Source organism: Aquabacterium sp. G14 (assembly GCF_037482285.1).
GTDB lineage: Bacteria > Pseudomonadota > Gammaproteobacteria > Burkholderiales > Burkholderiaceae_C > Aquabacterium.
This window is the reverse complement of the sequence record NZ_JBBEYB010000007.1, coordinates 84,855-99,827: the sequence shown is the minus strand read 5'-3', so window position 1 is coordinate 99,827 and position 14,973 is coordinate 84,855. Positions and strand designations below refer to the sequence as shown.

Here is a 14,973-nt window from a genome sequence, read left to right as displayed (position 1 = left end):
ATGGAGGCGTACCGAGGACGTGATAATCATCATAATTAATTTGCTCAAATGTATGAGCCGGATGGAGAACAGATGGCAACACGTTCCGACGCATTCCGTCAGCCAGAGACAGCAGCACTGACGTGGCATGCGATGACATCGGCCGAGGTGGAGCAGTCTCTGTCTACGTCGGACAAGGGGCTGGACACGGCAGAGGCTGGCAAACGCCTGTTGCAGCATGGGCCCAATCGCCTGGCAGCAACCCGCAAGCGGTCTGTGTGGATGCGCCTGATCATGCAGTTCCACAACATTTTGCTGTACGTGATGATGGGCTCGGCCGTCATCACGGCCTTCCTCGGGCACTGGGTCGACACAGGTGTCTTGATGGCGGCGGTGATCATCAATGCCATCATTGGTTTCATTCAGGAGGGCAAGGCCGAGTCGGCTCTGGATGCGATCAGAGGCATGCTGTCCCCGCATGCCACGGTCGTGCGTGATGGTCTGGTGCGGGAGGTCGATGCGGCCGACCTGGTGCCCGGCGATGTGGTGCAACTGGTCTCTGGCGATCGGGTGCCGGCCGATCTCCGACTCATCAAGGTGAGGGAGTTGCGCGTGGAAGAGGCCGCCCTGACGGGGGAGTCGCTGCCCGTCGAAAAGAGCACGGAGCACACCCCAGCCGACGCGTCCCTGGGCGATCGCCATGGGATGGCGTACTCGGGCACCCTGGTGGTGTACGGGCAGGCCACCGGGGTGGTGGTCGAGACGGGAGGACGTACCGAACTGGGGAAGATCAACCAGATGCTGTCGGGCATCGATCAGATGCAAACCCCTCTGTTGAGGCAGGTCGACAAGTTTGGTCGTCTCCTGGCCCTGGTGATTCTGGCATTGTCCGCGGCCACCTTTGTGTTGGGCGTCTGGCTGCGTGGCCATCCTCCCTCTGAAATGTTCATGATGGTTGTGGCACTGGCGGCGTCGGCCATCCCGGAAGGTTTGCCTGCGATCATGACCGTGACCCTGGCGCTGGGGGTGCAACGCATGGCGCGACGCCATGCCATCGTGCGACGCCTGCCGGCGGTTGAGACGTTGGGCTCCGTGACCGTGGTGTGCTCGGACAAGACCGGTACGCTGACGCGTAATGAGATGACGGTGCAGCGTGTGGTGTGTGCCGGCCACGCCTTCAACGTGGGTGGGGTGGGCTATGCCCCCGTGGGGGACTTGAGCATCGACGGCCGCATCATCGATTCTCAGCACTATCCTGCCCTGGCCCTGGCGATTCGCGCAGGCGTGCTGTGCAACGACGCCCGATTGCGCGTCGAAGACGATCTGTGGCGTGTGGAGGGCGATCCCACCGAGGGTGCCTTGCTCGTGCTGGGAGGCAAGGTGGGCTTCACGCAGGACGCAGGCGAATTGGCGTGGCCGCGTGTGGATTCGATTCCGTTCGAGTCAGAGCACCGCTTTATGGCGACCTGCCATCGAGATGCCGACGGCGCTCCCTGGATTTTCGTCAAGGGTGCACAGGAGGTCATTCTGGGCATGTGCAACCGGCAGCTTGGCCACGATGGAGAGCATCCGCTGGATGTGGACCATTGGCGTCGGATGGCCACGGACACGGCGGCGCAAGGCCTGCGTTTGCTGGCTCTGGCCTGCAAGCAGGCGGCGCCGGCTCATGATCGCCTGACCTTCAGTGATGTGGAGCAGGGCTACACCTTGCTGGCCCTGGTCGGCATCATCGACCCGCCGCGTGAGGAGGCGATTGCGGCGGTGGGCGAGTGTCATCACGCGGGCATCCGGGTGAAGATGATCACGGGTGACCACGCTGAAACAGCAAAGGCCATCGGCGCCCAACTCGCCATTGGTGTGGGCAAGCCCGCCCTGACAGGGGCTGAGATCGCCTTGATCAGCGATGCGGATCTGCGCCGCGTGGCCATGGAGGTCGATGTGTTCGCGCGTGCCAGTCCCGAGCACAAGCTGCGCTTGGTCAAGGCCTTGCAGGAGGATGGTCAGGTGGTTGCCATGACGGGGGATGGCGTCAACGATGCGCCGGCCCTCAAGCGGGCCGATGTGGGTGTTTCCATGGGGCTGAAGGGGACGGAGGCCGCCAAAGAGGCCTCTGATGTGGTGCTGGCCAACGATAACTTCGCGACGATCGCAGCGGCGGTGCGTGAGGGACGCGTGGTCTACGACAACCTCAAGAAGTTCATCCTGTTCATGTTGCCGACCAATGGCGGTGAAGCCTTGGTCGTGATCGCAGCCATCCTGTTCGAACTGGCCTTGCCACTGTCTGCCGCTCAGGTTCTGTGGATCAACCTGGTGACGTCCAGCACCTTGGGCTTGGCGTTGGCCTTCGAGCCTGCGGAGTCGGGCATCATGCGCAGACGACCTCGCCCGCCTGCCGAGCCCTTGCTTTCAGGGTTTTTCGTCTGGCGCGTGGTGATGGTCTCGGTTTTGATGATGACGGGTGCACTGGGCTTGTTCTTGTGGGAGTTGCGCACAGGCAGTTCGGTCGAGACCGCGCGGACCATGGCGGTGAATGCTGTGGTGATGGCGGAGATGTTCTACCTGTTCAACAGCCGCTACGTTCTGGCGCCGGTGACCAACGTGCGTGGTCTGCTCGGTAACCGCTATGTGTTGGTGGCGGTGGCGTTTTGTGTGCTGTTGCAATTGGCCTTCACGCACACCTCAGTGATGCACAGCATCTTCGACTCGACCCATTTGACGCCGCTGGAGTGGCTCAAGGTGCTGGGGGCAGGGCTGTTGGTGTTCACTGTGGCAGAGTTCGAGAAGTTCGTGATCCGGCGCACGCCGCTCGCCACTCGCGTGGCACATGTCTGACCGGCGTATGTCGCCCTCCTGGAGCCTGTTGTCATGACCAACGATCAGACCTCGACAGCCATTCCCAAGCGGTTGATGCTGGCCACCGACCTCAGTGCCCGATGCGATCGGGCGCTGGACCGTGCCGGTTTGCTGGCAGAAAGTTGGGGGGCAGCGTTGGTGGCGGTCAACGTGCTGGATGTTGCCAACACCCCTGACCAGATCCTTGCCTGGGCGGGGCGGGCGAGCGAGCGGGAGATGCGAGAAATCGCCCTGCATGAACTGCGTCGCAACACGCAGGGGGTGAAGGCTCCCATCACCTTGCGGGTGGAGCGGGGAGATGAGCCTGCTGACGTTCTGTGCAACGTCGCCGATGAGGTGCAAGCTGACCTGGTGGTGTCGAGCGTGGCCCGCAGCGAGGTGCTGGGGCGCTTTTTGCTGGGGTCCACGGTCGAGCAACTGGCCCGCAGGCTCACTCAGCCTTTGCTGATCGTGCGGCAGCGTGCTCGTCAACCGTATCGACGCATCGTGGTGGCCACTGATTTGTCGGCAGGGGCTCATGCTGGGTTGCAGGCAGCGGCGCGCTTGTTTCCCGGGCAGCCTTTGCAGCTGTACCACGCACATGATGTGCCTCTGGCTGGATTGGCCGGCCGCGCGGACGAGGCGCCGCCAGTGAGCCGTACGGCACAGCAGGCGTGTGAGGCCTTGCTTGCCGAAACGCCGTTGCCGCCAAGTACTGCGGTGAGCATTCAGTGCGAGCGGGGGGCTGTGGCGAGCACCTTGCCGTCGTATGTGCGAACGCACGATGTGGATTTGGTCGTGCTGGGTATTCAGGCCAGGGCGGGCTTGTTGGGTGCCTTGTTGGGCAGCACCGCTTTGCGGCTGCTGCAATGGTTGCCGTCAGACGTGTTGCTCGTGCGTTCCGACTGACAAGCGCCTGTGTCCCTGGTGAGGCTTCACAGTCGCCCGTGCTGGCTCTCTGTCGGCGGTGGACCGAAACGGTCAACGACGTAGCTGGTCATGCCCTTGGCCAGCTCTTCCTCGCCAAAGAAGACCTTGCCCATTTCCTCTTTGCGCAACATCAGTGATTCCTCCTCGCTGTGCGTGCGCAAGACGATCTCGATCTTTGGGTTCAGCGTGCGCGCGGTGTCAACCATCTGGCGCACATTGAGTGGGTCAGGCGTGGCCACGACGAGCAAGGCGGCATCGGCGATGTGCGCCTGGATCAGCACCGCGGGGTCGGCAGCGTTGCCTGAGACGGCTGCCTTGCCTTGTTTGCGCAGGTCTTCGACCAGCTCGCGATTTTGCTCGGCGACGACGTAGGGGATGCTGTTGTCCTCCAGTGCCTGCGCAATGCGCCGCCCGACACGACCGTAGCCTACCAAAACCACCTGTCCTGCGAGGTAGCGGCGCTCGGTGCTCATGGGGAGCTCTGCAAAGGGGTCGTCACGACTCTCCAGGCGGCGCGCAAACTCGGATCGTGCCAGCACCCAGCGCTGGATGGGCTGCGCAGAGGCAAAGATGAGCGGGTTGAGCGCAATCGAGATGAGCGCGGCGGCCAGCACCAGACTCATGCCCTCGGCAGGCATCAGGCCCAAGGTCACACCCAGGCCAGCGAGAATGAAAGAGAACTCCCCAATTTGCGCGAGGCTGGCGGCCACTGTGATGGCGGTGTTGAGCGGGTAGCGAAAAGCCAGGACCAAGGCCAGTGCCGCCAGAGACTTGCCAAGGATGATGATGGCCACAGCCACGGCCACATGAACGGGCTGCTGTAGCAGGATTTCCGGCTTGAACAGCATGCCCACGGCGACAAAGAAGAGCACCGAGAAGGCGTCGCGTAGGGGAAGGGACTCCTCCGCGGCCCGGTGGCTGAATTCGGATTCACGCATCACCATGCCGGCGAAGAACGCGCCCAGGGCGAACGACACGCTGAACAGTACCGCGGCACCGTAGGCGATGCTGATGGCCATGGCCACCACCGACAAGGTGAACAACTCGCGTGAGCCTGTGCGGGCCACTTGCCACAGCAGCCAGGGCAAAACCTTGCGCCCCGCAACCAGCATGACGACGATGAACGCGGCGACCTGCAAAAGGGTCTGCCCGATCGTCCACCACAGCTCTGTCGTGCTGGTGCCCGCCTGCTGAACCGCTGCACCACCCAGGACGCCTGCCAACGGGGGCAGCAGCACCAGCACCAGCACGGTGGCCAGGTCTTCCACCACCAGCCACCCCACCGCGATGCGGCCATTCATGGTGTCGATCAGTCCGCGCGACTCCAGCGCCTTCAGCAGCACCACGGTGCTGGCGCACGACAGGGACAGGCCAAACACCAGGCCGGCGCCCCAACTCCAGCCCCACGACCATGCCGCCCCCATGCCCAACAGTGTGGCCAGCGACATCTGCACCACAGCACCGGGAACGGCAATTCGCTTGACCGCAAGGAGGTCCTTCAACGAGAAGTGCAGCCCCACGCCGAACATCAGCAGCATCACCCCGATTTCCGACAGCTGAGACGCAATGCCGATGTCGGCCACGAAACCAGGCGTGCCCGGCCCGAGGACAATGCCCGCCAGCAGATAGCCCACCAACGCCGGGACCTTGAGACGCTCGGCGATGAAGCCCAGGATCAGGGCCATGCCAAAGCCTGCAGCAATGGTGGAGATGAGCGTGACGTTATGGTCCATGCAAGGGGCAGAAATGGGGGAGGGGGGAGATGCGATTCATTATCTATGACGCATCCGTTCACGGTGCCTGAATTTCGCTCACAGCGCGGCCGAGTTCCAGCGGCGCTCCAGCCATCTTCCCAGTGCCGAAAGCCCCCAGCACATCAACGCATAGACCAGCCCGACAAACAGATAGGCCTCAAAGTAGTAGGGGCGCCAGACCGGATCACCGCCCAGGCTGAGAGAAAGGCCGCCGGTGAGCTCGTGCAGCCCGATCACCATGACCAGGGAGCTGTCCTTGAGCAGGCCGATGGCGTGGCCGGTGAGGGCGGGCAAGACGGCGCGCACGGCTTGCGGCAGCACGATGCGCCGCTGGATGCCCAGCCAGGACAGACCCAGAGTGGCGGCGGCCTCGCGCTGCTCGGCGGGCACGGTCTGCAAGCCGCCGCGCAGCACCTCGGCCAGGTAGACGGCGGAGAACAGAGTGAGCGCGATGCCCGCCCGCCAGCCCAGGCTCAGCTGCCAGGCCTCGGGCAGGATCAGCGGCAGGATGAAGGCGGCCACGAACAGCAGGGTGACCAAGGGCACGCCCCGGATCAGTTCAATGAAGGCCACCGCAGGCACTTTCAGCCAGGCTGGACCGCTGTGGCGGGCCAAGGCCAGTGCCAGGCTGAGGGGCCAGGACGCCAACAGGCTGCCGGCAAAGAGCACGAGCGTCAGCGGCAGGCCACTCAGGCCGGTGTCGGCGGGGTGGCCCATCAGCATGGGCCAGCCTTTCTCGGCGATCACGCCCCAGCATGCACCATCGTGAGCGAGGGCACGACAGGCCTCGGCATCGGGCGCCCACACCGCATCGCGGATGCCCCAGGCGTACAGGTGCCACAGCACGGTGGCTGCCAGCAGCAGCCCCAGGAGCGCAAGAAGGCGCTGCCACACGCCGGTCATGCCACGCCTTTCAGCCCCTGGCGGGCGTTGAACCAGTTCATCAGCACCGACACCAGCAGCGACAGGCTCAGGTAAACGGCCATCATCACCGCCAGGCATTCGATGGCGCGGCCGGTCTGGTTCAGGGCTGTGTTGCTGACCGACACCAGATCCGGGTAGCCGATGGCCACGGCCAGCGACGAGTTCTTGATGAGGTTGAGATACTGGTTGGTGGTGGCCGGGATGATGGTGCGCAGTGCCTGCGGAATCAGCACCAGTCGAATCTGTTGCCAGCGCGTGGCGCCCAGGGTGCTGGCTGCTTCCAACAGGCTGTGGGGCACGGCCTCCAGGCCGCTGCGGATGACCTCCGACAGAAATGCGCTGGTGTACACGCTCAGCGCCAGGGTCAGGGCGAGAAACTCCGGCGTCACCGCTGCGCCACCGTGCACATTGAACACGTCCTGAGCGGGCACCTCCCAGTGCCAGGCGCCCAGCTCGTCTGGCATCAGCCAGGGAAACGCCAGACCACCTTTGCTCAGCCAGACGCCAGGCAGCAGCGACAGCGCCTCGTTGGAGTCCGGCAGCCATTCCACCAGCAGGAAGTACCAGATCAGCACCTGCAGCAGCAGCGGCACGTTTCGGATCAGTTCCACATAGCCGGTGGCCAGTTGGGACCAGCCCGGCGTGCGCGAACGGCGCAGCAGGGCCATGGTCAACGCCAGCGTCGTGGCCAGCAGCAGGGCCGGCAGGCTCACCCGCAGCGTGTTACCCAGCCCGACCACGATCGCCCACCACAAAGGCTGGCTCGCGTCGAACACCAGCAGCCCGGTCTCACCGATGTCGAAACCGGCCGGTTGCGAGAAGAAGGACAGCATCGGCCCGCGCCCGCCTCAACGCACCGGCGGGGGGTAGATCAGCCCGCCCTGGTTCCACAGTCGGTTGGGTCCGCGTGGCAGCTTGAGCACCGACTGTGCACCCACGTTGCGCTCGAAGATTTCACCGTAGTTGCCCACGGCCTGGATGGCGCGGTAGGCCCAGTCTTTCTTCAGTCCCAGCATGGCCCCTGTGTCCTCGCCGGTGCCGATGAGTCGCTGGATGGCCGGGTCGGTCGAGGTCTTGCGCAATTGCTCGACGTTGGCCCGGGTGATGCCGAGCTCTTCGGCCTCCTGCAAGGCAAACACGGTCCACTTCACGATGGCGAACCATTCGTCGTCACCCCGGCGCACCAGGGGCCCAAGCGGCTCCTTTGAGATCAGGTCCGGCAGGATCAGGTAGTCGTCGGGGCGGGGCGCTTCCTTATTACGGACGCTGGACAAGCCAGAGGCATCCGCCGTGTAGGCCTGGCAACGGCCGCTGAACAGCGCCTTGAAGGCGGCCTCGAAGCTGTCGAACACCACGGGCTTGATGTTGAGCTTATGGGTGCGCGAGAAGTCGGCCAGGTTCTTCTCATTGGTGGTGCCTGCTTGCACGCACACCTGGGCATTCTTGAGTTGCTTGGCCTGCGTGACCTTGTACTTCTTGTTGACCAGAAAGCCCTGACCGTCGAAGAAGGTGATGGCGGTGAAGTGGAAGCCCAGCGAGGCATCGCGGCTCAGCGTCCACGAGGTGTTGCGCGACAGCAGGTCCACCTGACTGGATTTCAAGGCGGCGAAGCGCTGCTGGGCGTTGAGCGGCACGTAGCGCACCTTGTTGGCATCGCCCAGGGTGGCAGCAGCCACGGCCCGGCAGATGTCCACGTCCAGTCCTTGCCATTGGCCCTTGGCATCGGGTGCAGAAAAGCCGGCCACCCCGGTGCTGACCCCACACAGGATCTGACCGCGTTGCTGGAGGGTACTCAGGGTCTTGCCCGCGCTGGCGAGCCCGGGCCATAGGGCAGCACACAGGAGCAGGGCAGGCGCGAGCCATTGGCGAAAGAGAAGATGCGTCATGGCTTGAGCATAAAGGATGAGGCCAATTCCCCACAGCAAGATGCGGGCCGAGGGGAGCCAGAATCTGCGTCAAGACGCGAGGCGGGCTCATCCCGTGAGCCGATCCCTTGTTAGAGTGCCGTTCAGCCGTACGGTCACCACCCCCATCGACACGAGAGTTGGCATGCGCTTCCTTCACGCCGCAGATCTGCACATTGACAGCCCCTTGCGCGGGCTCAACCGCTTTGAGGGCGCCCCTGTGGCCCGCCTGCGCGGCGCCACCCGACAAGCCTTGATTCGGCTGGTGGATCTGGCCATTGACGAGAAAGTGGACTTTGTACTGATCGCCGGCGACCTGTACGACCGCGACTGGCAGGATTTTCACACCGGGCTGTTCGTGCGCGAACAGATGGTGCGCCTGGGGCGTGCGGGGGTGAAAGTCTTCATCGTGCAGGGCAACCACGATGCGCAGGGCGTGATCTCACGCCAGTTGCCCTGGCCCGACAATGTCAAGGTGTTTTCCAGCCGCTCGGCCGAGACCGTGCGGCTCGACGACCTGCGCGTGGCCATCCACGGCCACAGCTTCCCTGACCGCGAGGTGCCGGAGGACCTGGTGCCCGGCTACCCGATGGCGGTGCCGGGCTACCTCAACATCGGCCTGCTGCACACCAGTCTGACCGGCGCCGAAGGGCACGACACCTACGCACCCACCTCGCTGGACACGCTGCGCAGCAAGGGCTACGACTACTGGGCGCTGGGCCATGTGCATGCCCGCCAGGTGGTGTGCAATGAGCCGCGGGTGGTGTATCCCGGGAATCTGCAGGGCCGCCACGCGCGTGAAACTGGCCCCAAGGGTTGCGAGCTGGTGAGCCTGGAAGGCGGCCAACTGAACGCCAGCTTTGTGCCGCTGGACGTGGTCCGCTGGCATCAGGTCGACGTGCAGCTGAATCCTTCGCATAGTCTGGACGCCTTGCCCCGGGTGGTGGGCGAGGCCTTGCAAGCTGCAGTGGCATCGGCCGGTGGTGAGAGGCTGCATGCCATGCGCGTCTGTTTGAAGGGCGAGACACCCTTGCACATGCACGAGGCCCGTCAACCGGGTACCCTGGCCGCAGCGGTGCAGGCAGCGGCCCAGGACTTGGCCGACGCTGACGTGTGGATCGAGAAGGTGCAACTGGCCTTGCGCTCGCCGGTGGACCGTGCGCAGCTGGCTCAGCGCACCGATGCCCTGGGCGAACTGGTGCGTTGGGTGGACGACCTGGCCGCCGAGCCGCAGGTCCTGACTTCTTTCGCCCAACCCGTGCTCTCCGAGGTGCTGGACAAGCTGCCCGCCGAGTTGCGGCAGGCATTGGCGCTCAAGCGGGAGGCGGCCGACGATGTGCCCCAGTGGGACGATGCCAACGCCATGCTGGCCCTGCTGAAAGACGCCGAAGCCACGCTGCTGGCTCACCTCAACGTGAGCGAGGAACTGCCATGAAGATTCGTCAACTGTTCCTGAAGGCTTTTGGCCCCTTCACCGATGCCACCCTGGACGTCTCCGGCCCGGCGCGCATCCACTTGATCTACGGCCCCAACGAGGCAGGCAAGTCTTCGGCCCTGCGTGCACTGGGTGACCTGCGCTACGGCATTCATGCCCGCAGCACAGATGATTTCATCCACCCCTTCAAAGACATGCTCCTGGCCGGCATCTTTGAAGACGCCGCCGGGCAGGTGCATGCACTGGCCCGACGCAAGGGCACGAAGAACACCTTGATGTTGGCCGACCCGGCCACCGGCATGCCGATTCCGAACAGCACCGTTCCACCCGATGTGCAACTTGCGCTGACCGGTGGCGTGCAGCGCGAGCAGTTCGAGACCATGTACGGGCTGAACTCAGCGCATCTGCGCGAGGGCGGTCAGCAACTGATCCGAGGGGAGGGCGAACTGGGCGCGGCCCTGTTCGAGGCCAGCACGGGCTCGGCGGGCATCAAGGCCTTGCAGACTTTGCTGGACACCGAGGCGAGGCGCTACTTCATGCCCCGAGGGCGCAATGCCTTGCTCAACCAGGCCGCCGATGAACTGGACGAGGCCCGCAAGCGCCACAAGCAGGCCATCACCAAGCCCGACCAGTGGAAAGCGCTCAAGCGCACCCACGATGAGGCCCGCCAGCAGGTACAGATGCTGCGCGAGCAACTGGCCCGTCATCGCCGCCGCCAGAACGAGCTGACCGAATTACGGGCCGTGGCCCCTCTGATCCGCGAGCTGGACCGGCTGGAAGCCGAGTGGGCCACGGTGGAAGGGGATGTGCAACTGCCATCTGACGCTCGCGAGCGTCGTCTGGCCGCACAGCAAACGCAGGCCCAGGCCCGCCGCGACCTGGCGGACTCCCTGGAGCGAGAGGCCCAGTGTCAGCAGGCGCTGTCGGCGTTGACGGTGGAACAAGCCTTGTTGCGGGAAGGCGCGGCCATCGAGCGCCAGCAGACCAACTTGGCCCAGGTGCGCCGCGATCGCGACCGCCTCGCCCGACTGCGCGCCGCGGTGGAGGAGGGCGCACACAGCCTGTTGGGCCAGATGCGTCGCCTGCTGCCCGAAGCGCTGCACACCTTGAGCGTCGACGAAGGTGTGGCACACATGCCCTCCCTGGCCGACCAGACCGCGTGGCGGGCCGCTGCAGCCGAGAGTCTGGACCAGGCGCGGGACCTGATCGGTGCGCGCCAGCAACTGGACACGGCCCGTCGCAAGTTGGTGCAGTTGAACGAGCAGTGGCGTGCGCAGTCGCTCGAAGCGCCGGATACGGCTTTGCAGGCCGCACTCAGCGAGCGCCTGCAGCGGGCGCTTGCTTTGGGCGACATCGGCCAGAGCATCTCAAAGTTGGAGCAGCAGCACCGCAGCGCCCAGCGTCAGCTCGAGCGCGACCTGGAGGCGCTGGGGCTGAGCACGGTCGCGCAACTGGCCGCCAGCCGGGGGCTGAGCCTGGTGGACATCGATGCACACGAGCACGCCCATGCCAAGCTGCGCCAGGAACTGGCGGCCTTAGTGGCCCGGCGCGAGAGCACCGAGGGCGATCTGCGCCTGCAAACCGCCAGGCACCACAAGCTCGGCGCCGTGGGCGAGGTCGTGAGTGCCGATACCCTGCGTCAAGCCCGAGCCCAGCGCGACACACTTTGGCAGAGCGTGCGCGCCGTGCTGGAAGAGAGCGCGCCAGCCGTCCCTGACAAGGCCACGCTGTCGCAGCACTGTGCCCAGGCCATCTCGGAGGCCGACCGCCAGGCCGATCTGTTGCGCGAAGGCGCCCAGCGCGCCGCCGAAATGGCCGAGTGTGCCCAGCGCATCGCCGACATGCAGCACACCTTGACCGAGTTGCGGACCGCCGAGGCCGGCTTGCAGGCCTCCATCGCCGATCTGGAGGCCCGCTGGCAAGCGCGCCTGAGCGAACAAGGCCTGCCAGTGATGGGCACCGGCGCGGCGCGTGAATGGCTGGCGCTGCGTCAAAGCGCCCTCGCACAACGCGACCGCGTGGCTGAATTGGCCGACGAGCTGAACCAATACCGTACTCAGGAGCGAGAGGCCGACGCCGAACTGGCCGCAGCCATCCAGGCCTTGGTGCCGCCGGCCGATCACCTTCATCAAGCGGGGCAGGGCCTGGCAGCCCGGATCAGCCAGGCACAGCAGTTGGAACGGGACCTGATGGCCCGCCGTGTCGCTGCCGAGCAGCATGCCCAGGCCACGCAGACCTGGCAACGCGAGATTGCCGAGGCGGAGGACGCTGAGCGCGCACTGCAGTCGGCCGCACAACCTGTGCGGGAGCGCCTGCATGTCGCCTGTGCGCGCCTGCACCTGCCGCCGGACGCCTCGCCCGAGGTGATCAACACCCGTCTGGCAGAGTGGCAAGACTGGGGTGACGCACACCGTCGTCACGCCGAGCAAGCCTTGCAACTCAAGCAAGGTGAAGCCGCCGAACAAGCGGTCGTGGCCGAGGCGCAGGCCCTGGCGCAACTCCTTGCCGAGCCGCTGGGTGCGCACCTGGACGCCTGGGTTGATGCCCTTGTGGCGCGCCTGCAAACCAGTCGTGAAGCCCATCGGCAGCAAGCCGAATTCGCACGCCAATTGCAGGACGAGGCCCGTCGCCGCACGCGGGTCCAGGCTGAGCTGGACGTCGCCGCTGCCGAACTTGCAACCCTGGTTCAACAAGCCGGCGTGAGCACCGCCGACGAGCTGACTGAGGCCGAAACCCGCTCTGAACATCGCCGAACCATGGCAGAGCGCCTGCAGCACCAACGAGCGCAACTGGCGGGGGCCAGCGAAAAGGAACTGAACACCTTGCGCCACCTGCTGGAGGATCAGGACAGCCTGGCCCTCGACATGGAGCGCCAGGCCTTGACCGACGAGATCCAGCGCCTGGAGGTGCAGGAACAAGCCGCCATCAACGCCGAGCACCTCGCCGCGTCGAACCTGGCTGCCATCGACACGTCCGACGAGGCATCCCGTGCGCGGGAAGAAATGGAGTCCGCCCTGGCGCGGTACCGCTCGGGTGTGCGGCCCTGGGCCCAGCTCAAACTGGCCGAGGCGCTGTTGAGCGAGGTGCTCAGGCGTCACCGCGAAAAGGCCCAGGGCCCCGTGGTGGCCTTGGCCGGTCGCTATTTCGAGACGATGACGGCCGGCCGCTTTGTGCGCTTGCTGGTGGACGCCGACGGCGACAAGCCTGTGCTGCTGGCCCAGCCTGCACAGGGGCAGCCGGTGGGCATTGGCGGCCTGAGCGAAGGCACCGCCGACCAGCTCTACCTGGCCTTGCGCTTGGCCGCACTGGAAGTGCAACGCTCGCCAGACCGGCTCATGCCGCTGGTGCTGGACGACGTGCTGATGACGGCTGACGATCAACGTGCGGCATGCATGCTTCAAGCGCTGGAGACGTTTTCGGTTGGGGGCCAGGTGCTGCTGTTCAGCCACCACCAACACCTGACCGACATCGCGCGCCGCGTGCTGAGCAGCGACGTGCTGCAGGTTCACAGCTTGCCTCACAGCTTGCCGACTAGCCAGTTCGCGGTTGGGTAGCCCGGGACTTATCCCCGCATCTTGTGGATAAGCTTGTTGGCAAGGTCGGGGTAAGCCGGTTTCGCCCAGGGAAGCCCCTTGGAGTGCATCAAAAACAGGCAGCATCCAGGAATCGCAGCCTGACGCTTCTGATTCATATACTTTCTACGATGTGTATTATGTAAACTCACGAAAACGCAGCCGCAAAGAACAGAACAGCCAAGCCCTTCAGGTGCACTTTGACGACGCGGTACAGAACAACTCGACCGCTGGCTGTATGGCACGCTGGGCAGCTCGCTTCGCCACGATGGGCTCAAAAAACATCGTCAATCCTGCGGCCACCAGCACCCAAAAGATCACGATCTTCCATGTGGGTGCGTATACCAGCCGCGATAGCCACCTTGGCGCCTCCTTTGAAGGCACGCCCTGCTTGTCACTGCTGTTGCGTCCGCGATTGACATCCGTCATGCCGAGCAAGATAACAGAACGGCTGTTCTGCGCCACGTCACACGTCGCGACACAAGATTGTGCTGGAAAGCATCATCACCCTCACAGCACCAGGAGATGCTCATGGCAGCGATGATGAAAGCAGCAGTGTTTGTGGAACCCGGTCGCATCGAGGTGATCGACAAGCGCATCCCCGACGTGGGCCCCAATGATGCCCTGATCCGGATCACCACCACCACCATCTGCGGCACCGATGTCCACATCCTCAAAGGAGAATACCCGGTTGCCAAAGGCCTGACCGTGGGCCACGAACCTGTCGGCGTGATCGAAAAGCTCGGCAGCGCCGTCCAGGGCTACACAGAGGGCCAGCGTGTCATCGCCGGTGCGATTTGCCCGAACTTCAACTCCTACGCCGCACAAGACGGTGCCGCGTCTCAAGACGGTAGCTACCTCGTTCCGCAAGGGCTGTGCGGCTGTCATGGTTACAAAGCCACCGCCGGCTGGCGTTTCGGCAACCTGATCGACGGCACCCAGACCGAGTACGTGCTGGTGCCTGATGCACAGGCCAATCTGGCGCCGATCCCTGACGGCCTCACCGACGAGCAAGTGCTGATGTGCCCGGACATCATGTCAACAGGCTTCAAGGGCGCAGAGAACGCCAACATTCGCATCGGTGACACCGTGGTCGTCTTTGCGCAAGGCCCCATCGGTCTGTGCGCCACGGCCGGCGCGCGCCTGCTGGGTGCGTCCACCATCATTGCCGTGGACGGTAATGACCATCGATTGGGCATTGCCAAGAGGCTGGGCGCCGACCTCACGCTGAACTTCAAGAACTGCGATGTGGTGGACGAGATCATGAAGATCACCGGTGGTCGCGGCGCAGACTCGTCCATCGAGGCGCTGGGCACCCAGCAGACCTTCGAGTCGGCCCTTCGCGTGCTCAAGCCGGGCGGCACCCTGTCCAGCCTGGGTGTTTACTCCAGCGATCTGACCATTCCTCTGTCAGCGTTTGCCGCAGGTCTCGGAGATCACAAGATCAATACGGCCCTGTGCCCAGGGGGGAAGGAGCGCATGCGTCGCCTGATGAATGTGGTGGCCTCTGGCCGGGTTGACTTGGGGGTCATGGTCACCCATCAGTACAAGTTGGAAAACATCGTTGATGCCTATGACCTGTTTGCCAACCAGCGTGACGGGGTCTTGAAGATCGCCATCAAGCCGTGAATTTGGCACATCCC

10 protein-coding genes are annotated in these 14,973 nt (G+C 64.5%); 5 read left to right on the top strand and 5 right to left on the bottom strand.

All coding sequences use genetic code 11. The features are described from left to right. Nucleotides 1–72: 72 nt before the first annotated feature. Nucleotides 73–2,811 carry a cation-transporting P-type ATPase gene (locus WIT60_RS09530; protein WP_339583701.1) on the top strand — a complete coding sequence of 913 codons (2,739 nt, stop codon included), beginning with the start codon at nt 73–75 and terminating at the stop codon, nt 2,809–2,811. A gap of 33 nt (nt 2,812–2,844) precedes the next feature. Further along, nucleotides 2,845–3,720, top strand: a complete 876-nt coding sequence (locus WIT60_RS09525) for a universal stress protein (RefSeq protein WP_339583700.1) — start codon at nt 2,845–2,847, stop codon at nt 3,718–3,720. A 26-nt stretch (nt 3,721–3,746) separates the two neighbouring features. Here the strand turns inward: WIT60_RS09525 and WIT60_RS09520 are convergent, their stop codons facing one another. The 4 genes from WIT60_RS09520 to WIT60_RS09505 form a co-directional block, all read right to left on the bottom strand. Then, complete coding sequence (locus WIT60_RS09520; protein ID WP_339583699.1) at nt 3,747–5,474, bottom strand: cation:proton antiporter domain-containing protein; 1,728 nt, start codon at nt 5,472–5,474, stop codon at nt 3,747–3,749. Nucleotides 5,475–5,552: 78 nt separating this feature from the next. After that, on the bottom strand, nt 5,553–6,398 hold the full coding sequence (locus tag WIT60_RS09515; protein ID WP_339583698.1) for an amino acid ABC transporter permease: 846 nt from the start codon (nt 6,396–6,398) through the stop codon (nt 5,553–5,555). Continuing rightward, complete coding sequence (locus WIT60_RS09510) at nt 6,395–7,252, bottom strand: ABC transporter permease subunit (RefSeq protein WP_339583697.1); 858 nt, start codon at nt 7,250–7,252, stop codon at nt 6,395–6,397. The genes WIT60_RS09515 and WIT60_RS09510 overlap by 4 nt, the downstream gene beginning before the upstream one ends. Nucleotides 7,253–7,267: 15 nt before the next feature. After that, nucleotides 7,268–8,305 carry an amino acid ABC transporter substrate-binding protein gene (locus WIT60_RS09505; RefSeq protein ID WP_339583696.1) on the bottom strand — a complete coding sequence of 346 codons (1,038 nt, stop codon included), beginning with the start codon at nt 8,303–8,305 and terminating at the stop codon, nt 7,268–7,270. 163 nt (nt 8,306–8,468) lie between these two features. Here WIT60_RS09505 and WIT60_RS09500 point away from each other — a divergent pair, with 163 nt between their 5' ends. Then, nucleotides 8,469–9,758 carry a metallophosphoesterase family protein gene (locus WIT60_RS09500; protein WP_339583695.1) on the top strand — a complete coding sequence of 430 codons (1,290 nt, stop codon included), beginning with the start codon at nt 8,469–8,471 and terminating at the stop codon, nt 9,756–9,758. Further along, nucleotides 9,755–13,312: an ATP-binding protein gene (locus tag WIT60_RS09495; protein WP_339583694.1), complete on the top strand. Its 3,558-nt coding sequence runs from the start codon at nt 9,755–9,757 to the stop codon at nt 13,310–13,312. Before WIT60_RS09500 ends, WIT60_RS09495 begins: the two co-directional genes overlap by 4 nt. 207 nt (nt 13,313–13,519) lie before the next feature. On the opposite strand, the gene WIT60_RS09490 is transcribed toward WIT60_RS09495, so the two are convergent. After that, nucleotides 13,520–13,795 carry a hypothetical protein gene (locus WIT60_RS09490; RefSeq protein ID WP_339583693.1) on the bottom strand — a complete coding sequence of 92 codons (276 nt, stop codon included), beginning with the start codon at nt 13,793–13,795 and terminating at the stop codon, nt 13,520–13,522. Nucleotides 13,796–13,861: 66 nt separating this feature from the next. Here WIT60_RS09490 and WIT60_RS09485 point away from each other — a divergent pair, with 66 nt between their 5' ends. Then, nucleotides 13,862–14,959, top strand: coding sequence for an NAD(P)-dependent alcohol dehydrogenase (locus WIT60_RS09485; protein ID WP_339583692.1), 1,098 nt, complete (start codon nt 13,862–13,864; stop codon nt 14,957–14,959). The last annotated feature ends 14 nt before the right edge of the window (nt 14,960–14,973 follow it).